26 protein-coding genes and 1 other RNA gene are annotated in these 26,632 nt (G+C 67.5%); 19 read left to right on the top strand and 8 right to left on the bottom strand.

What is annotated here, in order from left to right:
• Positions 1–38: 38 nt before the first annotated feature.
• The 11 genes from E0E05_RS13375 (at position 39) to ftsW (ending at position 12,121) form a co-directional block, all read left to right on the top strand.
• The gene (locus E0E05_RS13375) at positions 39–1,187 is read left to right on the top strand and encodes a Gfo/Idh/MocA family protein (RefSeq protein ID WP_131617173.1); all 1,149 of its coding nucleotides are present in this window, start codon (positions 39–41) and stop codon (positions 1,185–1,187) included.
• A 49-nt stretch (positions 1,188–1,236) separates the two neighbouring features.
• Positions 1,237–1,620, top strand: an RNA gene (rnpB, locus tag E0E05_RS13370) — RNase P RNA component class A.
• A 401-nt stretch (positions 1,621–2,021) separates the two neighbouring features.
• Positions 2,022–2,477, top strand: a complete 456-nt coding sequence (gene mraZ / locus E0E05_RS17720; RefSeq protein ID WP_244597728.1) for a division/cell wall cluster transcriptional repressor MraZ — start codon at positions 2,022–2,024, stop codon at positions 2,475–2,477.
• A 26-nt stretch (positions 2,478–2,503) separates the two neighbouring features.
• Complete coding sequence (gene rsmH, locus E0E05_RS17715) at positions 2,504–3,472, top strand: 16S rRNA (cytosine(1402)-N(4))-methyltransferase RsmH (RefSeq protein WP_244598078.1); 969 nt, start codon at positions 2,504–2,506, stop codon at positions 3,470–3,472.
• The gene (gene ftsL, locus E0E05_RS13360) at positions 3,469–3,846 is read left to right on the top strand and encodes a cell division protein FtsL (RefSeq protein ID WP_131617171.1); all 378 of its coding nucleotides are present in this window, start codon (positions 3,469–3,471) and stop codon (positions 3,844–3,846) included. Before rsmH ends, ftsL begins: the two co-directional genes overlap by 4 nt.
• Position 3,847: 1 nt before the next feature.
• A complete protein-coding gene (locus E0E05_RS13355) occupies positions 3,848–5,563 on the top strand; it encodes a peptidoglycan D,D-transpeptidase FtsI family protein (RefSeq protein WP_131617170.1) in 1,716 nt (571 codons plus the stop codon).
• A 36-nt stretch (positions 5,564–5,599) separates the two neighbouring features.
• Positions 5,600–7,054, top strand: coding sequence for a UDP-N-acetylmuramoyl-L-alanyl-D-glutamate--2,6-diaminopimelate ligase (locus tag E0E05_RS13350; protein ID WP_131617169.1), 1,455 nt, complete (start codon positions 5,600–5,602; stop codon positions 7,052–7,054).
• The gene (locus E0E05_RS13345) at positions 7,051–8,502 is read left to right on the top strand and encodes a UDP-N-acetylmuramoylalanyl-D-glutamyl-2,6-diaminopimelate--D-alanyl-D-alanine ligase (RefSeq protein WP_428977578.1); all 1,452 of its coding nucleotides are present in this window, start codon (positions 7,051–7,053) and stop codon (positions 8,500–8,502) included. The genes E0E05_RS13350 and E0E05_RS13345 overlap by 4 nt, the downstream gene beginning before the upstream one ends.
• A gap of 28 nt (positions 8,503–8,530) precedes the next feature.
• Positions 8,531–9,613, top strand: coding sequence for a phospho-N-acetylmuramoyl-pentapeptide-transferase (mraY, locus tag E0E05_RS13340; RefSeq protein ID WP_131617168.1), 1,083 nt, complete (start codon positions 8,531–8,533; stop codon positions 9,611–9,613).
• 4 nt (positions 9,614–9,617) lie between these two features.
• Positions 9,618–10,967 (top strand): UDP-N-acetylmuramoyl-L-alanine--D-glutamate ligase, encoded by a 1,350-nt coding sequence (murD, locus tag E0E05_RS13335; RefSeq protein WP_131617167.1) that lies wholly within the window; start codon positions 9,618–9,620, stop codon positions 10,965–10,967.
• On the top strand, positions 10,967–12,121 hold the full coding sequence (gene ftsW, locus E0E05_RS13330; RefSeq protein ID WP_131617166.1) for a putative lipid II flippase FtsW: 1,155 nt from the start codon (positions 10,967–10,969) through the stop codon (positions 12,119–12,121). The genes murD and ftsW overlap by 1 nt, the downstream gene beginning before the upstream one ends.
• A gap of 1 nt (position 12,122) precedes the next feature.
• On the opposite strand, the gene E0E05_RS13325 is transcribed toward ftsW, so the two are convergent.
• Together E0E05_RS13325 and E0E05_RS13320 are read right to left on the bottom strand one after the other, a co-directional pair.
• Entirely contained in the window at positions 12,123–12,419 is a 297-nt protein-coding gene (locus E0E05_RS13325; protein ID WP_244597727.1) for a BrnA antitoxin family protein, read from the bottom strand.
• Positions 12,412–12,789 carry a BrnT family toxin gene (locus E0E05_RS13320; protein WP_244597726.1) on the bottom strand — a complete coding sequence of 126 codons (378 nt, stop codon included), beginning with the start codon at positions 12,787–12,789 and terminating at the stop codon, positions 12,412–12,414. Before E0E05_RS13320 ends, E0E05_RS13325 begins: the two co-directional genes overlap by 8 nt.
• Between E0E05_RS13320 and murG the strand changes: the two genes are divergently transcribed.
• From murG to murB, 3 genes are read left to right on the top strand one after another with little or no spacing between them, the layout of a single operon-like run.
• Positions 12,773–13,894, top strand: coding sequence for an undecaprenyldiphospho-muramoylpentapeptide beta-N-acetylglucosaminyltransferase (gene murG, locus E0E05_RS13315; RefSeq protein ID WP_131617164.1), 1,122 nt, complete (start codon positions 12,773–12,775; stop codon positions 13,892–13,894). The genes E0E05_RS13320 and murG overlap by 17 nt on opposite strands.
• A 21-nt stretch (positions 13,895–13,915) precedes the next feature.
• Complete coding sequence (gene murC / locus E0E05_RS13310; RefSeq protein ID WP_131617163.1) at positions 13,916–15,328, top strand: UDP-N-acetylmuramate--L-alanine ligase; 1,413 nt, start codon at positions 13,916–13,918, stop codon at positions 15,326–15,328.
• Entirely contained in the window at positions 15,325–16,299 is a 975-nt protein-coding gene (gene murB / locus E0E05_RS13305; protein ID WP_131617162.1) for a UDP-N-acetylmuramate dehydrogenase, read from the top strand. Before murC ends, murB begins: the two co-directional genes overlap by 4 nt.
• A 232-nt stretch (positions 16,300–16,531) precedes the next feature.
• On the opposite strand, the gene E0E05_RS13300 is transcribed toward murB, so the two are convergent.
• The 3 genes from E0E05_RS13300 to E0E05_RS13290 are packed head-to-tail and all read right to left on the bottom strand — an operon-like array spanning position 16,532 to position 18,700.
• Positions 16,532–17,365: an aKG-HExxH-type peptide beta-hydroxylase gene (locus tag E0E05_RS13300; RefSeq protein ID WP_131617161.1), complete on the bottom strand. Its 834-nt coding sequence runs from the start codon at positions 17,363–17,365 to the stop codon at positions 16,532–16,534.
• An 8-nt stretch (positions 17,366–17,373) separates the two neighbouring features.
• Positions 17,374–18,489, bottom strand: coding sequence for a 2,5-dihydroxypyridine 5,6-dioxygenase NicX family protein (locus E0E05_RS13295; protein WP_131617160.1), 1,116 nt, complete (start codon positions 18,487–18,489; stop codon positions 17,374–17,376).
• Positions 18,490–18,514: 25 nt separating this feature from the next.
• The gene (locus tag E0E05_RS13290; protein ID WP_039724414.1) at positions 18,515–18,700 is read right to left on the bottom strand and encodes a hypothetical protein; all 186 of its coding nucleotides are present in this window, start codon (positions 18,698–18,700) and stop codon (positions 18,515–18,517) included.
• Between the two features lie 259 nt (positions 18,701–18,959).
• Here E0E05_RS13290 and dddP point away from each other — a divergent pair, with 259 nt between their 5' ends.
• On the top strand, positions 18,960–20,303 hold the full coding sequence (dddP, locus tag E0E05_RS13285) for a dimethylsulfonioproprionate lyase DddP (protein WP_131617159.1): 1,344 nt from the start codon (positions 18,960–18,962) through the stop codon (positions 20,301–20,303).
• 6 nt (positions 20,304–20,309) lie between these two features.
• On the opposite strand, the gene E0E05_RS13280 is transcribed toward dddP, so the two are convergent.
• The gene (locus tag E0E05_RS13280; RefSeq protein ID WP_131617158.1) at positions 20,310–21,152 is read right to left on the bottom strand and encodes a hypothetical protein; all 843 of its coding nucleotides are present in this window, start codon (positions 21,150–21,152) and stop codon (positions 20,310–20,312) included.
• A 62-nt stretch (positions 21,153–21,214) separates the two neighbouring features.
• The gene (locus E0E05_RS13275) at positions 21,215–21,445 is read right to left on the bottom strand and encodes a hypothetical protein (RefSeq protein WP_039724411.1); all 231 of its coding nucleotides are present in this window, start codon (positions 21,443–21,445) and stop codon (positions 21,215–21,217) included.
• Positions 21,446–21,698: 253 nt separating this feature from the next.
• Here E0E05_RS13275 and E0E05_RS13270 point away from each other — a divergent pair, with 253 nt between their 5' ends.
• Positions 21,699–22,052, top strand: coding sequence for a hypothetical protein (locus tag E0E05_RS13270; RefSeq protein WP_131617157.1), 354 nt, complete (start codon positions 21,699–21,701; stop codon positions 22,050–22,052).
• Between the two features lie 293 nt (positions 22,053–22,345).
• Positions 22,346–23,059 carry a DNA helicase gene (locus E0E05_RS13265; protein WP_131617156.1) on the top strand — a complete coding sequence of 238 codons (714 nt, stop codon included), beginning with the start codon at positions 22,346–22,348 and terminating at the stop codon, positions 23,057–23,059.
• Positions 23,060–23,098: 39 nt separating this feature from the next.
• On the opposite strand, the gene E0E05_RS13260 is transcribed toward E0E05_RS13265, so the two are convergent.
• A complete protein-coding gene (locus E0E05_RS13260) occupies positions 23,099–23,872 on the bottom strand; it encodes an AraC family transcriptional regulator (RefSeq protein WP_131617155.1) in 774 nt (257 codons plus the stop codon).
• 138 nt (positions 23,873–24,010) lie between these two features.
• On the opposite strand from E0E05_RS13260, the gene E0E05_RS13255 reads away from it, so the two are divergent.
• Both E0E05_RS13255 and E0E05_RS13250 read left to right on the top strand, forming a co-directional pair.
• Complete coding sequence (locus E0E05_RS13255; protein ID WP_131617154.1) at positions 24,011–25,183, top strand: MFS transporter; 1,173 nt, start codon at positions 24,011–24,013, stop codon at positions 25,181–25,183.
• Between the two features lie 58 nt (positions 25,184–25,241).
• On the top strand, positions 25,242–26,624 hold the full coding sequence (locus E0E05_RS13250; RefSeq protein WP_131617153.1) for an MATE family efflux transporter: 1,383 nt from the start codon (positions 25,242–25,244) through the stop codon (positions 26,622–26,624).
• The last annotated feature ends 8 nt before the right edge of the window (positions 26,625–26,632 follow it).

Raw genomic sequence — 26,632 nt, 5'->3', positions numbered from 1 at the left:
TCAGGGTGAAGTGAACGCCGCGCAACCGGGACGGGCACATGCGCTTTGCGATCATCGGCACGGGGTTCGTCGCCGACTACTACATGACCACGCTTGCCAACCATCCCGGCCTCGAGCTGGCGGGGGTGTGGGACGTCGATCAGGCGCGGCTCGGCCAGTTCCGCGCCCATTGGGGCGCGACCGCCTATGCCGCGCAGGACGCGCTGCTCGCCGACGAGACCGTCGAGGCGGTGGCCGTTCTGACCGATCCCGAAAGCCATTTCGAGATCGCCATGGCGGCGCTTGCCGCCGGCAAGCACGTCTATTGCGAAAAGCCGCTGGCGATGCGGTTCGAGGATGCGCAAACGCTCGCTCGGACGGCGGACGAGGCCGGGCTGGTGCTCGCCGGGGCGCCGGCCAACGCCTGTTCGGACGCCTTTGCGCTGGCAAGGGCGGCGCTCGAACGCGGCGCGATCGGCGCGCCGAAGCTCGTCTATGCCGAGATGGAAGACGGGCCGGTGTTCCGGCAGAACTGGCGGCAGTGGCGCTCGGTCTCCGGGGCGCCGTGGCCGGGCGCGCACGAATTCCGCATCGGCTGCACGCTCGAACATGCCGGCTACGCGCTGACATGGCTGATCGGCCTGTTCGGACCGATCCGGACGATCACCGGCCAGTCGGGCACGTTCTTCGTCGACAAGGGCGCTCAGATCCCCGCCGGCGGGATGGCGCCGGACTTCTCCTGCGCGCTGCTCACCTTCGATCACGGCGTGATGGCGCGGCTGACGACGGGGCTCTGCGCGCCGCGCGACCGGGCGATGACGATCATGGGCGAAACCGGCACGCTGACCGTCGCCGATCTGTGGGACAACCGGTCGGCGGTGCATCTGGAGGCGGCCGGCGAGACGCCGGCGCTCGGCCATCGCATCGCGCGGCGGGTCGAGGCGCGGCTCGGCCGGGCGCTGCCGCTGCGCCTGCCGGCCGGCCGCAAGCTCCGCTATGCCGATAGGCCGGCGCGCACGCACCTGCCGGCCTATCCCTCGCAGATCGATTTCTGTGCCGGGCTTGCGGCGATGGCAGACTGTCTTGCCGGTCGGGGCAAGGGCCGCGAACGGCTCGCCGCCGAAGCGCTGCATGTCACCGAGGCGGCGCTGGCGCTGAACCGGCTTTCGGACCGTGGCGGGCGCTACACGATGGTCAGCGCGCTGTGACCGGCTGCGGTTTGCGAAAGGCGTGCCTTTCAACTACATGAAACCATTGCCAGTCGGCCGGGCGGCCGCGGCGTCCTCATGCCGAAAGGCGGACGTCGAGGAAAGTCCGGGCTCCATGGAGAACGGTGCCGGATAACGTCCGGCGGGGGCGACCCCAGGGACAGTGCCACAGAAAGCAAACCGCCCGCGCGCCAGCGCGGGTAAGGGTGAAAGGGTGGGGTAAGAGCCCACCGCATGGCCGGTAACGGACCATGGCACGGTAAACCCCACCGGGAGCAAGACCGAATAGGGACGGCGCGGGCGCAAGCCCGGTGTCTCCGCACCAGCCGTCCGGGTGGGTTGCATGAGGCGTCCGGCGACGGGCGTCCCAGATGAATGGCTGCCGGGCCGCGAAAGCGGCTCACAGAACCCGGCTTACAGGCCGACTGGCAATTTCTCCTTTCAACGCACGTGGCTGCCCGGTCTGCCGCAACCAATCGTTAAGGTTAACCGCCGATAAACGGTTCGGTTGCGCCCGCGCGGGCGGACCTCCCACGCCGAGACCCGGCTCGGGCACCGCAATCCCGTTGACGCCCATGCCAGCCCATGTTACCCCAAATCACGACGGCGTAATCGTCCTTTCAGCGTTTCGTGGTGCGGCATGGACGCCATGCCCGGCAAGGTCGGGCGTGCGCGCGCGACGGGTCGTGCCGACGCTTCGCGGACACACGGACGAGCGCCCGAGAGGGGCGGCCGCAGGGGCCGCGGGCGGATGCAAATCCGCGACGAAGGGGACAGGTTTGGCCATGACCGCACAGCGGTTTCTGCGCCGGACGGAAGCAGCGGGTGTCGTGCGTGGAGCGGTTTCTGTCGAATGCGGTGAACCGGATCGACGCGAAGGGACGGGTTTCCGTGCCGGCGCATTTCCGTTCGGTGCTGCAGACGCGGGGCCTGACCGATCTTTACGCCCTGCAGTCGATCGACATGGCGGCGATCGATGCGGGCGGCATGGACCTTCTGGAGCGGTTCGAGCAGAAGCTGGCGGACGACGACCCGTTCGACCGGACATCGGACGACATGTCGTTCTACGTGCATGGCGACGGCGCCTTCCTGAAGCTGGACGGCACGGGCCGGATCACGGTCACCGATTTCATCCGCGAGCATACGGGGATCACCGATCAGGTGCATTTCGTCGGCCGGGGACACTTCTTCCAGATGTGGTCGCCCGAGCGCTTCGCCGAGCACCGCGCGCGGGTGCGCGCCCGGCTTCTGGCCCAGCGCGAGGCGCAGGCCGGGACGGGACCATCGTGACCGGGGCAGCGCCCCACACGCCCGTCATGCTGGCCGAGGTGCTGGCCGCTCTCGACCCGACCCCCGATGCCCTGATCGCCGACGGCACGTTCGGTGCGGGCGGCTACACGCGCGCGATCCTCGAGGCGGGCGCAACCGTTATTGCCTTCGACCGCGATCCCGACGCGATCGCGGCGGGCCATGCCCTGGCCGAGACACATGGCGACCGTCTGCGGCTCGTCGAAGCGCCGTTCTCGACGCTGGCCGACCATGTGGCGCCGGCCTCGCTCGACGGCTTCGTGCTCGACATCGGCGTGTCGTCGATGCAGTTCGACCAGGCCGCGCGCGGCTTTTCGTTCCGTCATGACGGCCCGCTCGACATGCGCATGGCGCAGTCCGGGCTCGGCGCGGCGGACGTCGTCAACGGGTTCGACGTCAAGGATCTGATCCGCATCATCGGCATTCTGGGCGAGGAGCGCGCCGCGCCGAAGATCGCGCACGCCATCGTGCGGGCCCGGCAGGAGGCGCCGATCGAGACCACGGGCCGGCTCGCTTCGGTGATCGAGGCGGTGCAGCCGCGCAAGGGGCGCGACACCATCCATCCGGCGACGCGGACATTCCAGGGCCTGCGCATCTTCGTCAATGACGAACTGCGCGAACTGGCCCGGGCGCTGTTCGCCGCCGAGACCTGCCTGAAGCCGGGCGGCCGGCTGGTCGTCGTCACCTTCCATTCGCTCGAGGACCGGATCGTCAAGCGCTTCATCGCCGACCGTACCAGCCAGGGCGCCGGATCGCGCCACATGCCGGCCACCGAACCAAGGCCGCTGAGCTTCACGGTCGCCGGCAAGGCGATGGTCAAGCCCTCGGCGGCCGAGATCGAGGCCAACCCGCGCGCCCGTTCGGCCAAGCTGCGCGCGGCACGGCGCACCGATGCGCCGGCGCGGCCCGCCGACATGGGCCTGTTCGGCCTGCCCGATCTGCCCTGGCCACAACCCGCCAAAGGGGGCACGCCATGATGCGCCTGGTCAATCTGGTGCTGGTCGCGCTGGTGATCGCGGCGGCGACCTGGACCTATTCGATCAAGCACGAATCCGAGCAGCGGCTGGCCGAGATCCGCCGGCTCGAGCGGCAGATCGCGCTGGAGCGTCAGACGATCGACCTTCTGAAGGCAGACTGGGCGCATCTGAGCCACCCGCAAAGGCTGCAGCTGCTGGCCGAGCGCTACGCCGCCGATCTCGGCCTCGAGACGCCCGACGCCAACCAGTTCATCGCGGTCGAGGAACTGCCCGGTCCGCCGCAGTTCGACCCCGGCGACGCGGTCGGCGACATCATCGCCGGCGAGCCGTCCGATCCGCTCACCACGGGCAGCATCGACGGGGGAGGGCAGTAGCATGCCGTTCGCCCTGCCACGCATGCGGTTCGGCCCGTTCCCGCGGTTCGGCGCGCGGCCGGCGGTCCATCGCGGCGACCGGCTCATGCGCATGGGCAGGGGCCGGCTCGGCATCGCCATCGGCTGCTTCATCGCGGTCTACGCGCTGATCGGCGGCCGGCTGGTCCAGTACGGCCTGACCGATCTCGACCATGCCGGCACCTACGGCGTCAACGATCGCATCCTCGCCGCGCGGCCCGACCTGATCGACCGGCGCGGCAATCTTCTGGCGACCGACATCCGCGTGCCCGCGCTCTACGGCGAGCCGCGCCGGATCATCGATCCCGACGAGGCGGTCGAGGCGCTGGCGAGCGTGCTGCCGGACGTCGACTATCAGGACTGGCACCGCAAGCTGTCCTCGGGCGCGGGGTTCGTGTGGCTGCGTCGCGAGATCACCCCGCGCCAGCAGGCCGAGGTGATGGCGCTCGGCATTCCGGGCATCGGGTTTCGCGAGGAAACGCGGCGCTTCTATCCGGGCGGGCCGACCGCCGCGCACATTGTCGGGCTCGTCAACATCGACAATGCCGGCACGGCCGGCATCGAGAAATATGTCGACGATCAGGGGCTCGGCACGCTGCAGGAACTGGGGCTCGACCAGTCCGACGCGCTCGAGCCGGTGCGGCTTTCCATCGACACCGGGGTCCAGCACATCGTGCGCGACGAGCTGGTGCAGGCGATGCAGCGCTATCAGGCGATCGCCGCCGGCGGCGTCATCCTGAACGCCAAGACCGGCGAGGTCGTCGCCATGGTCTCGCTGCCCGACTACGATCCCAACAACCCGTTCAACGCGCTCGACAAGGACCGGCTCAACCGCATGTCCGCGGGCACGTTCGAGATGGGCTCGACGTTCAAGGCGTTCACCACGGCAATGGCGCTCGACTCGGGCCTGGTCACGCTCGAAAGCCGGTTCGACGCGCGCCAGCCGATCCGCTACGGCCGCTTCACCATCAACGATTTCCACGCCAAGAAGCGCATTCTCTCGGTGCCCGAGACCTTCATCTACTCGTCCAACATCGCCACCGCGAAGATGGCCGAAGTGGTCGGCATCGACGGGCACAGGGCGTTCCTGAAACGGCTCGGCCTGCTCGACCGGATGGACACGCAACTGCCCGAAGTGGCCAAGCCGCTCGAGCCGGCCGAATGGAAGCAGCTTAACTCGATCACCATCTCGTTCGGCCACGGCGTTTCGACGACGCCGCTGCAGACCGCGGTCGCCGCCGCAGCGCTCGTCAATGGTGGCCGGCTGATCCCGCCGAGCTTCCTGCCGCGCACCGAGGCCGAGGCGAACGCCCTCGCCACCCAGGTCATCAAGGCCGAGACCAGCGCGATGATGCGCTACCTGTTCCGGCTGAACGCCGAACAGGGCTCGGGCCGGCGCGCCACGGTCGACGGCTTCTTCGTCGGCGGCAAGACGGGCACCGCCGAGAAGGTGATCAACGGCCGCTATTCGGACGATCACCGCTTCAACGCGTTCCTGGCCGCCTTCCCGATGGACGATCCGGAATATGTCGTGTTGATCATCATCGACGAGCCCAAGCCCGAGGAGGGCCAGCACAGCGCCACCGCCGGCCTCAACGCGGCGCCCACGGTCAGCCGCATCATCGGCCGGGCGGTGCCGCTGCTTGGTGTGGAACCGCGCTACGACGTCACCCGTGACGCCTTGCTCGTGTCGTATTAGACGATAACAAGGAGCCCGATTCTGACGGAACGGCACATGCAATTCGATGAACTGGCCAGGCTGGTCGAACCGGCACCCGGACCGCTGCCCGAGGGCGGCATCTCCGGCGTGTCGTCGGATTCGCGCGCCGTCGGGCCGGGCGATCTCTTCGTCGCGCTGCCCGGCTCGAAGCTCGACGGCGCCGCCTTTGCCGCCGATGCGGTCCAAAAGGGCGCGGTGGCCGTGCTGTGCGGCCCTGACGCGACGGTCGATGTCGATGCGCCGGTGATCCGCGTCGACGATCCGCGCAGGGCGCTGGCGCTGATCGCCGCAAGGCTCTACGGCCCGCAGCCGGAAACCATCGTCGCCGTCACCGGCACCGCCGGCAAGACGTCGGTCGCCTCGTTCGCGCGGCAGATCTTCGCCCGTGCGGGCCTTGGCGCTGCCTCGATCGGCACCACCGGCGTCGTCGCGCCGGACATGGTGATCGAGGGCGCGCTGACGACGCCCGATCCGGTCAGGCTGCACACGATCCTCGCCGATCTCGCCGCCGCCGGCGTCACCCATGCGGCGATGGAGGCCTCCAGCCACGGGCTCGACCAGCGCCGGCTCGACGGGGTCGAACTGGCGGCGGCCGGCTTCACCAATCTGGGCCGCGATCATCTGGACTATCATCCGGACATGGAAACCTATTTCGCCGCCAAGATGCGCCTGTTCGACACGCTGCTCGGCGCGGGCAGGCCGGCGATCATCTTCGCCGACGATGGCTGGTCGGACCGGGCCGCCGAGGCGGCGCGCGCGGCCGGCTGCACCGTGCTGACCGTCGGGCGAAGGGGCGATTTCATCGCGCTCAAGCGCGTCGAGCACGAACGCCACAAGCAGGTGATCGAACTCGTCCATGCCGGCGAGACGCATCTGATCGACCTGCCGCTGGCCGGCGACTTCCAGGTCGCCAACGCGCTGGTCTCGGCCGGCCTTGCGATCGCGACCGGCGTCGCGCCGGCGACCGCGTTCGGCGCGCTCGAACATCTGACCGGCGCGCCCGGCCGGCTCGATCTGGTCGGCACGACCGAAAACGGCGCGGTCGTCTATGTCGACTATGCGCACAAGCCCGAGGCGCTCGAACAGGTGCTGTCCTCGGTGCGGCCGTTCACGACCGGCAAGGTTGCCGTGGTGTTCGGCTGCGGCGGCGACCGCGATCCGGGCAAGCGGCCGATCATGGGCGAGATCGCCGCACGGCTGGCCGACCGCGTCTACGTCACCGACGATAATCCGCGCTCGGAGGATGCGGCCGCGATCCGCGCGTCGATCATCGAAGCGGCGCCCGGCGCGATCGAGATCGGCGACCGGCGCGCGGCGATCCGGACGGCGATCTCGGCGCTGTCGCGCGGCGACACGCTGGTGATCGCCGGCAAGGGCCACGAGACCGGCCAGACCGCCGCCGGCGTGACGCGCCACTTCTCCGACCACGAGGAAGCGCGGGCCGCACTCGCCGGGATGGCGGCGGCATGAGCGATGATGCGCACATGACGGGCGAGGCGAACGGCACACCGCTGTGGACCGGTCAGGACATGGCCGACGCGATGGATGCGCGGCCCGTGGGCGGGCTGGCCGGCGCCGTCACCGGCATTTCGATCGACACGCGCACGCTCCGGCCGGGCGATGCCTTCTTCGCCATCAGGGGCGACACCCATGACGGCCATTCCTTCGCCTCCAAGGCGATCGCGGCCGGCGCCTCGTGCCTTGTCGTGCAGGAAGACAAGATCGCCGCGCTCGGCGGGTTGACAGTGCCGCTGCTCGTGGTGCCGGACGTGCTCGAGGGTCTGCGCCAGCTCGGCCGCGCGGCGCGGGCGCGCACCAAGGCGCGCATCGTCGCGGTGACCGGTTCGGCCGGCAAAACCACCACCAAGGACGCGCTGCGCCATGTCCTCGGCCGCTGCGGCAGGGTGCATGCGTCGGTCGCCTCCTACAACAATCACTGGGGCGTGCCGCTGACGCTCGCCAGAATGCCCGCCGACACCGACTATGGCGTGTTCGAGATCGGCATGAACCATGCCGGCGAGATCACGCCGCTGGTCAAGCTGGTGCGGCCGCATATCGGCATGGTCACGCTGATCGCCGCCGCGCATCTGGGCAATTTCAAGAACCTCGACGGCATCGCGCACGCCAAGGCCGAGATCTTCTCGGGCGTGGTGCGCGGCGGCACCGGGCTGATCAACCGCGACGACAAGCGCTTCAAGCTGCTGGCGGAACTGGCCGGCAAGGCCGGCGTGAACCGCATCATCGGCTACGGCGCCGACAAGAAGGCCGACGTGCAGCTCATCAACGCCAAGTACCATGCCGACTGCTCGTGCGTGACGGCGAAGGTGTTCGGCGAGGAGGTCGCCTTCAAGGTCGGGCTGCCGGGCCGGCACGTGGTGCAGAACATGCTCGGCGTGCTCGCGGTCTGTCACCTGATGGGCGCGGACATGACCAGGGTCGCGCACGCGCTTGCCGACCTGCCGGCGCCGGACGGGCGCGGCAAGCAGTACCGGTTCAGGGCGGGCGCGGGGACCTTCGCGCTGATCGACGAGAGCTACAACGCCAACCCGGCCTCGGTGGAGGCGGCGCTCGACCTGCTCGCCTCGCTCGAACCCAGATCGGGCGGCAGGCGCATCGCCGTTCTGGGCGACATGCTGGAGCTCGGCGCGCACGCGCGCGACCTGCACGCCGCGCTCGCCGAACCGGTCCGCAAGGCCGGGCTCGACCGGCTCTATCTGGCCGGACCCGAGATGGCCGCGCTCGCAGAGGCGATCGGCGAGGACGGCCCGCCGACCGATCATTTCGAGGATGTCGATACGCTCGGCGCCGTGCTCAGACGCGACATCGCCGAGGGCGACGTGGTGATGGTCAAGTCTTCGAACGGGATCGGCTTTTCAAGACTGGTCGCGCTGTTCCGGAACGCTGAATCCGCCGCGTGATCCGCGCCGGGCCTGAGGGGAAGACGACATGCTATTCTGGTTGACGGAATTCTCCGATCAGGTCCAGTTCTTCAACCTGTTCCGCTACATCACCTTCCGCACCGGCGGCGCGCTGCTGACCTCGGCCTTCATCGTGTTCCTGTTCGGCCCGCGAATCATCGCGGTGCTGCGGCTGCGCCAGGGCCGGGGCCAGCCGATCCGGGCGGACGGGCCGCAGACCCATTTCAAGAAGGCCGGCACGCCGACCATGGGCGGGCTGATGATGCTGATCGGCATCATCGGCGCGACGCTCCTTTGGGGCAACCTGACCAACCCTTACGTCTGGGTGGTGGTGGCGGTGACGCTGGGCTTCGGCGCGATCGGCTTCTACGACGACTATCTGAAGGTCACCAAGCAGACCGACAAGGGCTTTTCGGGCCGCTCGCGGCTGGCGCTCGAATTCCTGATCGCGGGCCTTGCCGCGTATGTGATCATGCGGGCGGGCAACGTGCCCTTCTCCTCCTCGCTCGCCTTTCCCTTCTTCAAGGAACTGCTGATCAATCTTGGCATCATCTTCATTCCGTTCGCCGCCTTCGTGATCGTATCGGCCGGCAACGCGGTCAACCTGACCGACGGGCTCGACGGGCTCGCCATCGTGCCGATCATGATCGCCGCCTCCTCGTTCGGGGTGATCGCCTATCTTTCGGGCAACGCGATCTTCGCCGACTATCTGCAGATCCATTTCGTGCCGGGCACCGGCGAACTGGCCGTCGTGCTCGGCGCGGTGATCGGGGCGGGGCTCGGCTTCTTGTGGTTCAACGCGCCGCCGGCGGCGATCTTCATGGGCGATACCGGCTCGCTGGCGCTGGGCGGGCTGATCGGCGCGGTCGCGGTGGCCACCAAGCACGAGATCGTCATGATCATCATCGGCGGGCTGTTCGTCGCCGAGGCGCTGTCGGTGATCATCCAGGTCGCCTACTTCAAGGCGACCGGCCGGCGCATCTTCCTGATGGCGCCGATCCACCACCATTTCGAGAAACTCGGCTGGACCGAGAGCCAGGTGGTGATCCGCTTCTGGATCATCGCGGTCATTCTGGCGCTCGTCGGCCTGTCCACGCTGAAGCTGAGGTGAGCCGATGATCCCGGTCACCGCGTTCGCGGGAAAGCGCTGTGCACTGTTCGGCCTTGGCGGGTCGGGCCTTGCCAGCGCCCGCGCGCTGGTCGCCGGCGGGGCCGATCTGATCGCCTGGGACGACAATCCGGCCAGCGTCGAAAGGGCGGCGTCGGAGGGCATCGCGACGGCCGATCTGCGCGAAGCGGACTGGTCGGCGTTCGACGCGCTGGTGCTGTCGCCGGGCGTGCCGCTCACCCATCCCGAACCGCACTGGACCGTCCGCAAGGCGCAGGCGCACGCCGTGCCGGTGATCGGCGACATCGAACTGTTCTGCCGACAGCGCGCCCTGCTGGCCCCGGATGCCCCGTTCGTGGCGATCACCGGGACCAACGGCAAGTCGACGACGACGGCGCTGATCGCCCACATCCTGCGCGAAGCGGGCCGCGACGTGCAGATGGGCGGCAATATCGGCGTGCCGGTGCTCGATCTCGAACCGCCGGCGCCGGACCGTATCCATGTGGTCGAGGTCTCCTCCTACCAGATCGACCTGGCGCCGGGCCTCGATCCGGGTATCGGCATCCTTCTGAACCTGTCGCCCGATCATCTGGACCGGCACGGCTCGATGGAGAACTACGCGCTCGTCAAGAAACAGCTCGTCAAGAAGGCCGGGCGGGCCATCGTCGGCGTCGACGATCCCTGGTGCGCGTCGATCGCCAACCTGATCGAGAAGTCCGGCGTCGCCGTTACGCGCATCAGCGTCACCACCGATCGCGACGCGATCGACCTGTCGGATGCGCCCTCGCTGCGCGGCGAGCACAATCTGCAGAACGCCCTCGCCGCGCTGCATGCGTGCCGCATGCTTGGCCTCACCGACAGCGAAATCCGCGCCGGCATGGCCTCGTTCGGCGGGCTCGCCCACCGCATGCAGATCGTCGCGCGGCACGGGCGCGTGCTGTTCGTCAACGATTCCAAGGCGACCAATGCCGAGGCGGCCGCCCGTTCGCTCGCCAGCTTCGCGTCGATCCACTGGATCGCCGGCGGCCTTCCCAAGGAGGGCGGTATCGCCCCGCTCGCCCGCTTCTTCGACCGGATCGCCCGGGCCTACCTGATCGGCGAGGCGGCGCCCGCCTTTGCCGCCACGCTGGGCGGCCGCGTGCCGTTCGAGATTTCGGCGACGCTCGATGTGGCGGTCAATCATGCGGCCGCCGACGCCGCCGCCTCGGACGCCGACGAACCGGTCGTGCTGCTGGCGCCGGCGGCGGCCAGTTTCGACCAGTTCGCCAACTTCGAAAAGCGCGGCGAAGCGTTCGTCGCGGCGGTCGATGCGCTTGAACCGCATGACGTGCCGCGCGCGGCGGGGGGAGGGGCCTGATGCAGAGACGCAGCGACCGACGACCGGTCACCGAATGGTGGCGCACCGTCGACAGGTGGTTCCTGTTCGGCTTCATCGCGCTGATCGGGTTCGGCATCGTTCTTTCCTTCGCGGCCAGCCCCGATGTGGCCGACCGGATCGGGCTCGACACGTTCCACTTCGTCGAACGGCACGCCATGTTCATCGTGCCGGCGGTGGCGGTGATGATCGGCGTGTCGTTCCTCGATGACCGTCAGATGCGGCGCGTGGCGCTCGTGGTGCTGCTCGGCGCGATGGCGCTGATGGTGCTGGCGCTGTTCTTCGGGCTCGAGGTCAAGGGTTCGCGCCGCTGGGTGCGGATTGCCGGCGTTTCGGTGCAGCCGTCCGAGTTCGCCAAGCCCGCCTTCGTGATCATCTGCGCGTGGCTGTTCGCCGAGCATCTGCGCCGTCCCGACATTCCGGGCAACCTGCTGGCCGGGGTGCTGTTTGCGGCGATCGCCGCGCTGCTTGTCGCCCAGCCCGACCTCGGCCAGACCGTTCTCGTTGCGGGCACCTGGGGCGCGATGTTCTTCATGGCCGGCATGAGCTGGCTGTGGATCGTCGTGCTGGGCGGGATCGGCGTCGCCGGGCTGGTCGGCGCCTATCTGATGCTGCCGCACGTGGCCAACCGTATCGACGAGTTCTTCACCGGCGCCGGCGACACGTTCCAGGTGGACACCGGCCGCGAGGCGATCGTGCGCGGCGGCTGGTTCGGCCAGGGGCCCGGCGAGGGCACGATCAAGCGCATCCTGCCCGACAGCCATACCGACTTCGTCTTCGCGGTGCTGGCCGAGGAATACGGCATCGTGCTGTGCATGGTGCTGGTCGGCGTGTTCGCGCTGATCGTGCTGCGCGGGCTGATGCGCTCGTTCCGCGAGGAGGACCATTTCCGGCGGCTCGCCGTCAGCGGGCTGGTCACGCTGATCGGCCTGCAGTCGATGATCAACATCATGGTCAATCTGCAGCTTCTGCCGGCCAAGGGGATGACGCTGCCGTTCGTGTCCTATGGCGGCTCGTCGATGATCGCGGTGGCGATCACGGCCGGTTTCATCCTTGCGCTGACCCGCCGGCGGCCGGAGACGCGCTTCGGCCATGTGCGCTTTGCGGCGCCCGCGCCGATGCAGGCGGCGCAATGAGCTATTCGCCGAACAGCGCCTTGCGCAGCGCCGCGTTGGCGCGGGTCTGCCAGCCGCGTCCGTCCCGCTTCAGCTCGGCGAGCACGTCCGGGTCGAGCGACAGGGTCACGCGCTTCTTGCGCCGCTCGGGCGGCAGCGGCGGGCGCCCGGGCCGGGCGCGCGCGAACTCCGCCTCGGTCCATTCCGGATTGTCTGGGTCGGAGGCGGCGTCCTCCGAAAGCCGGGCATCCTCGTCCGGAGTCGTGCTCTCGATATCGGCACGGATGCGGGCGCGCAATGCCGCGCGAGCCTCATCCAATGTGGTGTCGTTCATAGCGAAGCCTTTCTCTCCTGGTTGCCCGGCGCAGGGAGATCACGCGAATTCGGTCACCGAGTTCCACATAGACCAGCATGTGCAACCGGTTGCCGATGAAACCCAGAGCGGCGCGACGTACTTCACCGTCGGCGACCGTGTCAGCGACATCAATCTCGAGAGCGTCCTCGAAATCGAACCGCTCGACCTCGGTGAAATCCACCCGATGCTCGGCTCGGTTCCGCCGCGTCGCGCCGTCCTCACCCGCCACATTAATATATGCATAATAAATCTGGGCGCAAGCCGGACCGGGGGCAGGGTTGTCGCCCGGCGACACGAACGAGCCGGGAAGGCACGATATGGCTGAAAGCGGCACGATCCTTTTATCGGCGGGCGGCACCGGCGGGCATCTGTTTCCGGCCGAGGCGCTGGCGCACGAGTTGATCGGGCGCGGCTGGACGGTGCATCTGGCGACCGATGCCCGGGCGCGCCAGTATGCCGACCGGTTTCCGGCCGGCGCCATGCACATCATCCGCTCCGACACGCCCTCGGGCAAGAACCCGGTCAGCCTGGTGCGGGCGGGACTTGCGCTGTGGGCCGGCATGCGCCAGTCGCGGCGGCTGCTCGCTGAAATCCGGCCGAAGGCCGTCGTCGGGTTCGGCGGCTATCCGACCGTGCCGCCGCTGTTCGTCGCTGCGGGCAGCTTTCCGACCATGATCCACGAGCAGAACGCGGTGATGGGCCGGGCCAACAAGCTGCTGGCGGGCCGGGTGACGGCTATCGCCGGCGGGTTCCTGAAGGCACAAGGCCCGATGGCGGACAAGATCGTCGCGACCGGCAATCCGGTGCGGCCGCCGGTGATCGAGGCATCCCGGGTGCCTTACGAGGCGCCCGCCACCGACGGCCCGTTCCGGCTGGTCGTGTTCGGCGGCAGCCAAGGCGCGCGTTTCTTCTCCGAGACGCTTCCGGCGGCGATGGAGCTCTTGCCCGACGCGTTGCGCGAACGCATCGAGATCACCCAGCAGGCGCGTCCGGAGGACGAGACGGCGGCCAAATCAGTCTACGAGATGCTGCGCGTGAATGCCGAGGTGGCGCCGTTCTTCGACGATCTGCCGGCCCGGATCGGCGCCGCCCATCTCGTCATCGCGCGCTCAGGCGCCTCGACCGTGTCGGAGATCGCGGCGATCGGCCGACCGTCGATCCTGGTGCCCTATCCGCATGCGCTCGACCACGATCAGGCGGCCAATGCCGAGGCGCTGGCCGAAGCCGGCGGCGCCCTCGTGCGCCCGCAGGCGGAGCTGACGCCGCAGACCGTCGCCGACGAGCTGATACGCCTTTCGGGCGAGCCGGCAACGCTCGGCGACATGGCGGCGCGGGCCCGGAAGGCCGGCCGACCCGAGGCCGCCGCCTTGCTCGCCGACCTCACGGAAGCTATTGCCAAGGGCCAGTCGCCGGCCGACTTCCGCGCCCGGCAAGCCTGATCCGAACACGAGGACCGACGCATGAAGATGCCGCAGAACATCGGAACGGTGCACTTTGTCGGCATCGGCGGCATCGGCATGAGCGGCATCGCCGAGGTGCTGCACAATCTGGGATATCAGGTGCAGGGCTCCGACCAGGCCGACGGCGCCAACCAGCAGCGCCTGCGCGACAAGGGCATCGCGGTGTTCGTCGGCCATGACGCGGCCCATCTGGGCGAGGCGGAAGTCGTCGTCGTCTCGACCGCGATCAAGCCGGACAATCCCGAACTGGTCGCCGCCCGCGAGAAGCTCCTGCCGATCGTCCGCCGCGCCGAGATGCTCGCCGAGATCATGCGGTTCCGCAACGCCATCGCGATCGGCGGCACGCACGGCAAGACCACCACCACGTCGATGGTCGCCACGCTTCTGGAAGCCGGCGGGCTCGATCCGACCGTGATCAATGGCGGCATCATCAACGCCTACGGCACCAATGCGCGCATGGGCGAGGGCGAATGGATGGTGGTCGAGGCCGACGAGAGCGACGGCACCTTCCTCAAGCTGCCCGCCGAGATCGCGGTGATCACCAACATCGATCCCGAGCATCTGGACCATTACGGCTCGTTCCAGGCGGTGCGCGACGCCTTCAAGCAGTTCATCGAGAACGTGCCGTTCTACGGTTTCGGCGTCTGCTGCATCGACCATGCCGAGGTGCAGGCGCTGGTCAGCCGCGTCACCGACCGCCGGCTCGTCACATACGGGCAGAACCCGCAGGCGGATGTGCGGTTTTCGCCGCGCGGCATGGACGGCGCCACCTCGCTGTTCGACGTGACGGTCCGCGACCGCAAGACGGGCGCGACGATGGCGCTCGACGGGCTGCGCCTGCCGATGCCCGGCACGCATAACGTCTCGAACGCCACGGCGGCGATCGCGGTGGCGCAGCAGCTCGGCATGAGCGCCGAGGCGATCAAGGAAGGGTTGATGGCGTTCGGCGGGGTCAAGCGGCGCTTCACCCACACCGGCGACTGGAACGGCGTGCGCATCTTCGACGATTACGGACACCACCCCGTCGAGATCAAGGCGGTGCTCGGCGCCGCGCGCCAGGCGGCCGGCACGCACCGGGTCTTCGCGGTGATGCAGCCGCATCGCTTCACAAGGCTGCACGACCTGTTCGACGATTTCGCCGCCTGCTTCAACGAGGCCGACACCGTACTGGTCGCGCCGGTCTATGCGGCGGGCGAAACGCCGATCGAGGGTGTCGATTCGGGCGAACTGGTCAGCCGGATGAAGGCGGGTGGGCACCGCGACGCGCGCCTGATCGAGGGGCCGGACGCCGTCGCGCCGGTGATCCGCGCGGAGGCGGGACCTGGCGATCATGTGATCTATCTGGGCGCGGGCAGCATCACCCAGTGGGCCTACGCGCTGCCGAAGGAGCTGGCCGGCGAGGCGGCGGCATGAGCCGGTCCGATGGCGAGACGCTGCTCGAACGGCTTCGGCCGCTGCTGCCGGAAACGCGCGGCCGGCTGAAGGCCAACGCGCCGATGAGCGAGATCACCTGGTTCCGCACCGGCGGGCCGGCCGAACTTCTGTTCCAGCCCGCCGACGAGGATGATCTGGCCGCCTTCCTTGCCGCCCTGCCGGACGATGTGCCGGTCACGGTGATCGGCGTGGGCTCGAACCTGCTTGTCCGCGACGGCGGCATCCGGGGTGTCGTCGTGCGGCTGTCGGCCAAGGGCTTCGGATCGATCGAGGTGCTCGGCGACAACCGGATAAGGGCGGGCGCGGCGGTGCCCGACAAGCGGCTGGCGGCGGCCGCGCGCGAAGCGGGCATCGGCGGGTTTCACCACTATCACGGCATTCCCGGCTCGGTCGGCGGGGCGCTGCGGATGAATGCGGGCGCGAACGGCGTCGAGACCCGCGAGCGCGTGGTCGAGGTCCGGGCGGTCGACCGGCAGGGGCGCAAGCACGTCATCACCGGGGAGGAGATGGGCTATGCCTATCGCCATTCGTCCGCCGCGCCGGACCTGATCTTCACCGGGGCGACGTTTGAGGGCTATGCCGAGGACAGGGCGGTGATCGGCAAGCTGATGGACGAGGTTCAGGCGCATCGCGAGACGGTCCAGCCGATCCGGGAGAAGACGGGCGGATCGACCTTCAAGAACCCGCCGGACAGCTCGGCCTGGAAACAGATCGACGCCGCCGGCTGCCGGGGCCTGACGATCGGCGGCGCGCAGATGTCGCCGCTGCACTGCAACTTCATGCTCAACACGGGCGGCGCGACCAGCCACGATCTGGAACTGCTCGGCGAGACGGTGCGCACGCGCGTGCTCGACCATTCGGGCATCCGGCTCGACTGGGAGATCAAGCGGATCGGCGAGTTCGCCGAGGACGACGAGCCGGTGCAGCCGTTCCTGGGCCGGCTTCTCTAACCCAGCGCGCCAACGTCGGTCCGGCCCCTTCCCGAAGCGCTTCGACCAGAATTGCCGCGGGCCTGGCCTGTGCGAGACGGGCGGATCGGCCGGCCCAGACGTACATGCGCCGCAGATCGCCGGTCCTGACGACCTCGGCACGCATCTTCGCCGTCAGCCCGCACGGGGTAGGGCGCTTGTGCCGGCGCATTGGCAGCTTCCAGCTTGCGACGGGCGGTCCAGCGTATTGGGATCACGCGGTGCCTGCCTCGCTGAGCATGGATGATCTCCACGCGGCGAATTCTGTCTCGACGTCGGCTCGCCGTTTCGCAATGGCGTCTTCGAGCTCTTGCGAACGCGATTGCGCGAGCCTGTCTTCCGACGCCCGAAACACGGTCGTCATGGTCTTCTCCTCATCGTCGTCAACCAGTTCGAATCCACGGACGCTGTCGATGCAAATCTCCAGCCTGGCCCACATGTCGGCCACGAATTCGGCAAGCCCGGGGTCCACGCGGCGGTTCTCCGGCAGCGCCCGAACGAATTCGTGAAGAAACGCCAGCTGCGTCGAGAACGTCCAGAACGCATGCCAGACCATGCGACCCGGCCGGAGCGTGTTCTTCCAGGGCGAATAGCCGAGCGATCCGGGTCGGACCGGATTGGCCAGACGCTCGCGGACATACAGTGCCTGGTGCATCGCCTCATGGACGAGCAGCGACGCCAGGCGGATCGGCTTTTCGAGCGGCCAGTTCGCGACGACGATGACCGCGCCCGGCGCACCGGCCGACGACGCCGTCAGGACCTCGTCGTCACGGACGCTGTGGCCGATCTGGATCTCGGAAATGAACGGCCGCTCCCGCCCCGTCTCATCGAGAAACGCCAGCGGAAACGCGCCCTTGTAGAGCGTGCAGGCGGCGTCGATCTCCGAGCCGACGGCATCTCGTTGGGTTTCGGAAACAGGAAGCGTCGACGGGAAATGGCTCTGAATGTTGGCGTCGAAGTTCGACCTGACCGGGCCGACCGGAGCATCCACCAGCATTCCCGGCAGGGCGCAGCCGGCCGTCTCACGGAGTGGTTCGAAGGCCGGCACGGCGCCCGTCACCTCAACATGCCGCAACAGTCATCTTCCGCGTCATCGGAAAAAACGTCCTCGCCGCTGATCAGCGACGGATGCGTGTTCTTCGAGGGAGGCACGTTTTCGAGGTCGAGCGGCTCGTCATCGTCATCGAACCAGATCGAGCCTCCCCTGGCGCACAAGTCGATGTGGATGTCGCAGGCATAGCCCGCGACCTCGTCGGTCTGGTTGTGCTGGCCAAAGCCGAGATGGATGCCCGGCACGCGTTCGTTCAGGTGAGAATTCTCCGGCAGACACGTCGACACGGCCGGATTGGTGCCGAACCCCAGTTCTCCGACCCGTTTCGCGTTCGGCCTGGAGAAGCTGTGTTCAAGGAACGCGGACATCTCCTCGTTCTCACAGGAGAAGCGCGTCATGGCGCCGTCCTCGACATCGACGACGACCGGGCAGCGCTCGAGACGGACATCCCCCTCGAACAGCACGTTCACGTTCAGCGCGAAATCCGCCACGAGCCGTCCGCTGATGCTTGCAGGGAATGTGGCCACCTCGCCCGGAGGAACGACCATGAACTTGCCCGGAATGTGGACGCCGCGACTGCTCTTGTACTGATATTTGTCGCTGTCGATTGTCGCGACCAGATCGGTGCCTCCGGGCGCTCGGATTCGAACTCGGCGTGCCGCCTGGCATCGTTCGATGACCGTCGTGTTGAGAGCAGACAGCAAGGACGGGGAGGTTTCCACGCCGGTGGTGAACACTTCCCGGCTGGCGTTGATGGTGCGCACGACACGATAGGTCTCCGGACTTCTGTCGGCGACAAGCGTCTTGATGACCTTGTTGTGGGACATCGTGTGCTTTTCGAACGTCAGAAGAATAAGGCGCCCCTCGGATTCCGGCGGGATCAGGGGAGCCAGCCGTTCGCAGAACCAGGGATCGCGCAATGGCGCCATGAAGACCAGACTGGCCTCAACGCCACGGCTCTCGCAGGCCAATGCGGCCCAGGCCGCGTAGGTGCGGGAATCGGGCGTATAGGCGATGACGACGTGGTCGTCCGATTTCAGGTCCGCATAGGTATCGAGGAATCGATGCAGGCCCTGCCAGACCACCTCGTCCAGCTGGAGTTCATCGGGCGTATCAAGCATGGGATCGCTGACCGGATTCAGAGGATCACATGGCGGCCGTCTTGTAGGCGACGTACCACAGTGCGGGATCGATGGAATTGATCTTCAACTCGATCTCTCCGCCATTTTCTTCGATCCGCGCCTTCTCGGCCCCCTCGATCTCCTCGAGTTCCTTGACGATCTCCTTGATCCTGGAAAACCGGGTCATCTGCAACTTGCGATCATTGGACATGGCATCGTTCCTTGCTCTGGTTGCACAATTTATAATTGCATAACACAGTGAGTATTACAACCTGAGATGTATAGGCTCCTGAAGTGCTCCGGATGCGGCGCGCAAACCTTCGCCGGGCGGCGCGCAATCGCATGCCGGCTCCGAAAACGACCTTGAACGCCGCTTTCTGAAATCGACAAAATCGCAAATCGGCAGCCTGATGGCGGTCTGAAGCAGCCGCATCCATGCGTGGCGGCGCGCCCTTTCGGCGAGGCGTGGCATGAACATCGAACCGGGCCTTTCGAGCTCCAATCGCAAGATCGATCCGGCGCGCCGGCGGGCGACGCACCTTTTCCGGCCGGACGGATCGCCGGTCGACCCGGACCGGATCGAGATCGGGCCGACCGATACGGCCTTCGCCGAATGGGCCGCGCTCGGGCTCGCGATCCCGAACCTCGACCGGATGCGGCGTTTCCGGCTCGACCGCACGGTCGCCGAGATCAACCGGCGCGGCTATGGCGGCGTGCTGCTGTTCGATCCGCTCAACATCCGTTACGCCTCGGACTCCTCGAACATGCATGTGTGGATCGCCCACAATCCGGCGCGGGCGGTGTTCGTGGGCGCGGACGGGCACATGGTGCTGTGGGACTACAAGCGTTGCGAGCACCTGTCGGCGCATCTGCCGCTGATCGGCGACATCCGCTCGGGGGCCGGGCTGTTCTATTTCGTCGCCGGCGACCGGGCCGACGATCTGGCCGCCGATTTCGCCGCCCAGGTCGCCGACCTGATGGACGCGCACGGCAATGGCGGCCGGCGCATCGCCGTCGACAAGATGGAACTGCACGGAGCGGCCGCGCTGGCCGCGCGCGGGCTTCAGATCGGTTCGGGCCAGGAGGTGATGGAGCACGCGCGGCTGATCAAGGGCGACGACGAGATCGCCGCCATGCGCTGCGCCATCGCCACCTGCGAGATCGCCATGGCGGCCATGGAGAAGGCCTGCGCGCCGGGCATCGCCGAGACCGAATTGTGGGCGATCCTGCATGCCGAGAACATCGCGCGCGGCGGCGAATGGATCGAGACGCGGATCCTCAGTTCCGGTCCCCGTACCAATCCCTGGTTCCAGGAGGCGGGCCCGCGCCGGCTGCAGACGGGCGATCTTCTGGCCTTCGACACCGACCTGATCGGACCCTACGGCATGTGCTGCGACATGAGCCGGACATGGTTCGTCGGCGACGGCACACCGACCGCCGAACAGCGGGAGGCCTATGCGGTCGCCCATGATCACGTCATGTCGAACATGGAGCTGCTGCGCCCCGGCGTGACCTTTTCCGAACTGTCCCATCTCGCCAAGCCGCTGCCCGAGGCCTATCGCGCCCAGCGCTATGGCGTGGTCATGCACGGCGTGGGCCTGTGCGACGAGTTCCCCTCGATCTACTACCGCGAGGATTTCATCGAGGGCGCGTTCGACTATCCGCTTGAGCCGGGCATGGTGCTGTGCGTGGAATGCTATGCCGGCAAGGTCGGCGGGCGCGACGGGGTCAAGCTCGAGGACCAGGTGCTGATCACCGAGACGGGTCACCAGAACCTGTCGTCCTATCCGTTCGACGCGCGTTTGCTGGGTTAGGGGCGTTCAGGAAAGCTGCCCGACGCCCGGCACTCCGACGGCGGACCGGCGCGTCTCACCATTGCGCAGCAGGAAGGCCGCCTCGTCGAACACGTAGGGCTGACCGGTCATGTCGTGGCGCTGGAACTCTTCCCGGTGGATGGCCAGCCCATGCTGATAGAGCGCCAGCGCCGCTTTCAGGAACGCCGCGCCCGATGGCGCGAGCGCTTCCATGTTCCCGATGAAGTATTGCAGGTCGTAGGACAATTTCTGGAACGCAAAGGATGCGCGTCCCAGAACCACGGCGCGCCCGGCTGCGTCCGCGTCTTCGGGCAGGTCGAACAGGCCTTCGCAGATCAGCGCGAGCGTTGCCATCGAATGGAAGCGGACAAAGGTCTCCGAATCCGCGTTGATCATGTGCGTATGGTCGGGATCGAAGCCTTCTCCGGTCGCGCTGGTCACGAACAGCGCGCCATCTTTCGAGATTTCGTCGATGACCGAGTGCACGGACTGGTGGATGAACTCCTCGATGAAATGGTGGATCGACTGCTCCGCGCGCCAGTTGATGAACACGGTCCGCCGCAGGTCGGGATGATAGAACGAGTTCTTGCTGTCGCTTTCGAAGAAGATGACCGACCGGGTGTTTTCGAGGCAGAGCCGGATCGCGTCGTTGCGCTCCGCCCGGGCGCGCATCAGGTGGGTTGCCCGCCGGGCCTGCTCGAGACGCGCCTGGCCCCAGCCAGAATTCGGGACGGACCCGAAGGACCCGTCGGCGACGACCCAGTAGCGGATCGGGTCATCAGGCGCGGCGCACTCCACCGGGACGACTGCATTGCCGAGAAGATCCGCGACGGCGTTGCCACGGGACACGGTGCCGTCCCCCGTGGCGTCTTCTTCCAGCCTCGCCGCGAGAATGTGCGAGGGGCGGGTGATTACTTCACCATGTCCGGAGTTGGCAGCCCGAGCAGCCTGTCGAGGTCCTTGAAGACCTGCTCCAGTTCCGGCACCCAGATGCCTGTCTGGGCGCGGATGGCCTGGTGGCAGGCCTCAAATCCCTTGCCGCGCAGCATGTCGTCGCTGAGCGTCTTCTTGACTTCGTCGGGCAGATCGAACCCGGCGACTTCGGTCAGATGAATTTCCAGAATATCGCGCTTTGATTCCATCTTTTATCGCTCCCTTTGATGATTGAAGTACATCTTCAAATTAACACAGGTCGCGACCGCAGAACAGGATAAGCTCCATTGCATTACTTCAACTTCCGTGACATCGCTCTATATGCGTCATGATTCGGACAGTTTCCCGCGTACAGGCGGGCGCAACCGTCTGACGTTTATCGATCTCTTCTGGTTTGCATGTGGCCGTTGTATGGGCTTTGCTGCATTGCGATATCGTCAGAACTTCACAGGAATGAGGCCCATGAACCAAGTCTATCGCCCCATCACCTTCGATTTCCCGTCCGGTGACGTGACGCAATGGTTCGAGCAGTGGAACTCGATGTTCACCGCGACCGACAGCCAGGTCGGGCTGATCAACGTCAATTTCGGCAGGTCGAGCGCGCCGCAGGTGGAACAGGCCGTGCTCGACGAGGTCGGCTCCTACGGCAAGCAGTTGGGGCGGATGGGCGACGTGCTGGCGGTGCTGCTCAGGCACTTCAGGCCCGAAACCGACCTGACCGAGCAGGAGCGGCACGCCATCGAGGACCTGTCGGTGATGCTGCGCGAGATCGCCGCCATCAAGACGCGCCACGACCGCGACGCCTTGCGGCCCTGATCCGTGCAGGTCGGCGGGTGGCCCCAAGCCGACGCTTGGCGGTTGGTCCAGGGTGGTTAGTCGTGCAAGAGCACAAGCCAGACTCCCGCAACCTTGTCGCCGTGCTGCGGGCGAGGCTTTCGGTGTTGAGTTTCCCAATGGACTGATACAAGATCGACGCGGGCCTTGCTCGGGCCTCCGCCCTCCATCCGGGAAGCACTTTTCATGCGGAGCAAGGCGATTTTGGACCGTTCTCGTTCGGGCGCGCGCACAAGGAGGGACTGCGGAAGCGGCTCGAAAGAGGAGGAACACAAATGCGCCTTTCAGCTCCCATTTATCGATTGAAGCAACAAGCCAGGATTCTGGCGCGCCGGAACGCTTTGCCTTTGCACGCGGCGTTGGATCGGCTGGCGGTCGATGAGGGCTTCCGAAGCTGGAGCCATCTTGCAACGACGGCTTCGGCAAGAAGCCCTGCCGCCGTCATTCTTTCGCGGCTCGAACCCGGCGATCTAATCCTTCTTGGGGCAAGGCCCGGCCATGGTAAGACACTGCTCGGACTCGAACTGGCGTCATGTGCGACCCAGCTTGGCCGGAAGGGTTTCTTCTTCACGCTGGATTATCACGCAGGCGAGGTTGCGGGTCTGCTTTCGATGCTCGGCATCAATCCCGCGCCCGAACCGGACGGCACGGTCGTCGACACATCGGACGAAGTGTCGGCAGACTACATAGTCAGCTCCCTGAAACGGTTCGAGGAACGGGTCATTGTGGTGGTCGATTACCTTCAGATCCTTGATCAGAAGCGCACCAATCCGGGCCTCGAAGACCAGATCGCGAGCTTGCGGCGATACGTTAAGGCTGAAGAAGCAATCTGTGTGGTCATTGCGCAGATTGACAGGTCGTTCGATCTGAGTGGCAGGCCCATGCCCGAAATGTCGGATGTTCGCCTGCCCAACCCGCTCGACCTGTCGGCGTTCGACAAGGTTTGCTTTCTGCACAACGGCCGGATTCAGATCGATCAGGCTGCCTAGCCGGGCCGATCACCAGAGCCACCGACCCGGGCGATACCCTCAGCGGCGGGGGCCGGTGGCGTTGCCGACGTCGCTCGGGCTCATGCCGAGCGTGCGGCGGAACATGTAGCTGAACGCGCTCGCCGATTCGTAGCCCATGTCGGCGGCGACCGCGCTGACCTTGTCGCCCGATGCAAGCAGCGAGATGGCGTGCAGCACGCGCACATGGCGCAGCCAGCGCGAGGGCGTCATGCCGGTCTCGGCGACGAACAGGCGCTCGACCGTCTTGCGGCTGGCGGCGATACCGGCGAGCCACGCCCCGGTCGAACCGATCGCGCGCGGATCGTCGAGCGCGGCCCCTGCCGCACCCGCGATGCGCCGGTCGCGCGGCATGACGACCGACAGCGGCACGTCGGCGGCAGAAACCAGTTCCTGGCGCAGCAGATCGTGCAGCACCTCGTTGTGGCGCGGGGCGCGCGCGTGCGTTCCTGCAGGCATGGTGGCGCCGATCAGCGCGGCAAGAAGCGGCGTCATCGCCATCACCCGGCATTGCGCGCCGAGCCGTGACGCCTCGCGCCGGTTCACGTCCACATAGAGCATCTCGTTGTTGGCGCCGTAGCGCATCCAGTGATCGACATCGGGCGGAATCCACACCGCCATCGCCGGGCTCAGAAGCAGGACGCGCTCCGGCGTGCCCACATACATCGACCCCGAGGCGGCCGAGATGAGCTGCCCGAATTCGTGGCTGTGCCAGCCATAGCGTTCGCCGGCGGCCGGGCGGATGGTCTCGCCCAGATAGCGTGGTCGGGGCCCTTGTTCGGTGGTGGTCGGCATCGTCGGTGGCTCGCGGCCGGTGATTGACGAATTCTAGATCGAACTCGCTCCGCTGTCGACAGATCGGCGGGCCGGGCCGCTTTAGCCTTGCCTGCGTGGCGGGCGCGGTGCCCGCCGCCGCATCGGAGCCTGACGGACATGCAGCAGAGGACGTTCCTGACATGGTTCGCCGTCGGCCATTTGGCCAATGACTGGCCGATCGCCGCGCTGTGGCTGATCGTGCCGACCGCCGGCATCGCCATGGACCTGTCGCCGACCGAGATCGGCCTTCTGTTCACGCTGATCAATGTGGGCGGCGCGCTCGCCTATCTGCCGGCCGGCATCGTCGCCGACCAAGTGGCGGACCGGGGGCGGCTGCTGGTCGCCACCTTCTGGTGGGTGGCGATCGGCTACGGCGTTGCGGCGGCCGCGCCCGGCTATCTCACGCTCGCGGCGATGCTCGCCCTTGCGGGCATGGGCAATGCGGCCTGGCACCCGATCGCGACCGGGGTGCTGACGCGCCGTTGCAGCGAGCAGCCCGCCCAGGCGCTCGGAATCCACGCGATCGGCGGGTCGCTCGCCGAGGTGCTGGCGCCGGTCTCGGTCGGCCTGCTGCTCGCTCATCTCGACTGGCGCGCGGCCCTGGCCGTCTGCGTGCTTCCGACGCTGCTGGTCGGACTTTGTTTCCCGCGCGTTGCGCGGGCCGTGCCCCGCGTCGAAAAGACGGCGGTTCGCGGGCCGGACATGGCCGAACTGCTGGCGACGTGGCGCCGCCGCGACGGCCTGCGGCTGGTGGCGATGATCTGCCTCTACAACATGGCGCTGATGGCGCTTTTGAGCATGATCCCGCTCTATCTGGTGGCCGCGCACGCGCTGACGCCGGCGGCGGCCGGCTTCGTCTTTTCGGCGCTTCTGCTGACCGGGGCGGTGGCGCAGCCCTTCGTCGGGCGGCTTTCGGACATGGCCGGCCGGCGCCCGGTGCTGGTGGCCGGCAACCTGACGGCGGCGCTCGCCGGAGCCGCGCTCGTGCTCCAGCCGCCGTTCGCGGTGATGCTGGCGGCGATGACGGTCGCGGTCGCCGCGCTCGATTCGATCCGGGCGGCGATGCTGGCGGCCGCCGTCGACCGGGCCGGTAGGCGCGAAGCCACCACGCTCGGGTTCGCCTTCGCGCTGATGGACGGCGTCGGCGCGCTCGGCGCGCTGCTGGCGGGCATCGCGGCGGGCCTGTCATGGCCGCACATGTTCGCACTCGCGGCCGGCCTCTCGCTCGCCGCCGCGGCCCTTGGCTACGCGACCGACTTCTCGCGTCCGGCGGACGCCGCCCGACGCTGAATGGAACGGTCACAAGAATTGGCTTGGCACGGTCCCGGCCCGCCGATAGAGGCCGGCCATGAGCACAGTGACGAACACGCACGCTTCGGCGCCCGCGCCGATGGGATGGCCCGCCCATGCGCGCGCCACGCTGGCGCTCGGCGTGCCGCTGGTCGGCAGCCAGCTCGGCGCGATGCTGCTCAACACGACCGACACGGTGATGCTCGGCTGGTACGGCGTGACCGAACTGGCCGCCGGCGTCATCGCCACACAGGTCTTCCATACCGTGATGATGTTCGGCGGCGGGTTCGCCTTCGCCGTCATCCCGATGGCGGCGTCGGCGGAAGGGCAGGGCGACGTCACCCAGGTGCGCCGGTCGGTGCGCATGGGCCTTTGGGTCGTCGGCGCGTTCTGCGCGCTGATGATGCCGATCCTGTGGTTCACCGAACCGCTGCTGCTGGCGCTCGGCCAGGAGCCGCAGGTGGCCGGGCTCGCCCAGGCCTATATGCGCATCGCCCAGTTCTCGCTGTTCCCGGTGCTGTTCTGGCTGACGCTGCGCAGCTTCCTGACGGTCATCGACAGCACCCGCGTCGTGTTCGTCGCGACGATGGCCGGGGTGGTGCTGAACGCGTTCGTCAACTGGCTGCTGATCTTCGGAAACTGGGGGTTTCCGGAGCTCGGCATTCGCGGCTCGGCGATCGCCACGATCGGCACCAACGTGCTCATCTTCGGCTGGCTCGCCGCCTTTTGCGCGATCAATGGGCGGGCGCGGCCATATGAACTGTTCGTCCGGTTCTGGCGGCCGGACTGGCCGGCGTTCGGCGAGGTGTTCCGCATCGGCCTGCCGATCTCGACCATGGTCACCGCCGAAACCGGCATGTTCATCTTCTCGTCGATCTTCATGGGCTGGCTGGGCGTGGTCGCGCTGGCCGCGCACGGCATCGCCATCCAGCTCGCCTCGCTCGCCTTCATGGTTCCGCTCGGCATGGCCCAGGCGGCGACCGCGCGCGTGGGCTATTTCCACGGCCGGGGAGACCGGACCGGGCTCGACCGTGCGGCGGGAACCGTCATGGCGATGTGCCTGACATTTGCGGCGACCAGCGCGGCGCTGTTCTTCATCGCGCCCGAAACGCTGATCGGGCTGTTCCTCGATGACACCAACGCCGACACGGGCGCGGTGCTCGCCTATGCGGTGCCGCTCCTGTTCGTCGCCGCGTGCTTCCAGCTCGTCGACAGCGCCCAGGCGATCGGCGCGGCGCTGCTGCGCGGGCTCAAGGACACGCGGGTGCCGATGATCATCGCGATCATCGCCTACTGGCCGGTGGGTCTGTTCCTGGGCTGGCTTCTGGGCTTTCCGCTCGGCCTTGGCGGCATCGGCGTCTGGGTGGGTCTTGCCTCGGGCCTTCTGGTCGCCGCCGTGCTGCTCAATCACAGATTCTTCGTCGTCCGCCCCAACATGTGATGGCCCGG

The organism is Roseitalea porphyridii (genome assembly GCF_004331955.1).
Classification (GTDB): Bacteria; Pseudomonadota; Alphaproteobacteria; order Rhizobiales; family Rhizobiaceae; genus Roseitalea; species Roseitalea porphyridii.
This window is presented reverse-complemented; position numbering and strand designations above follow the sequence as displayed.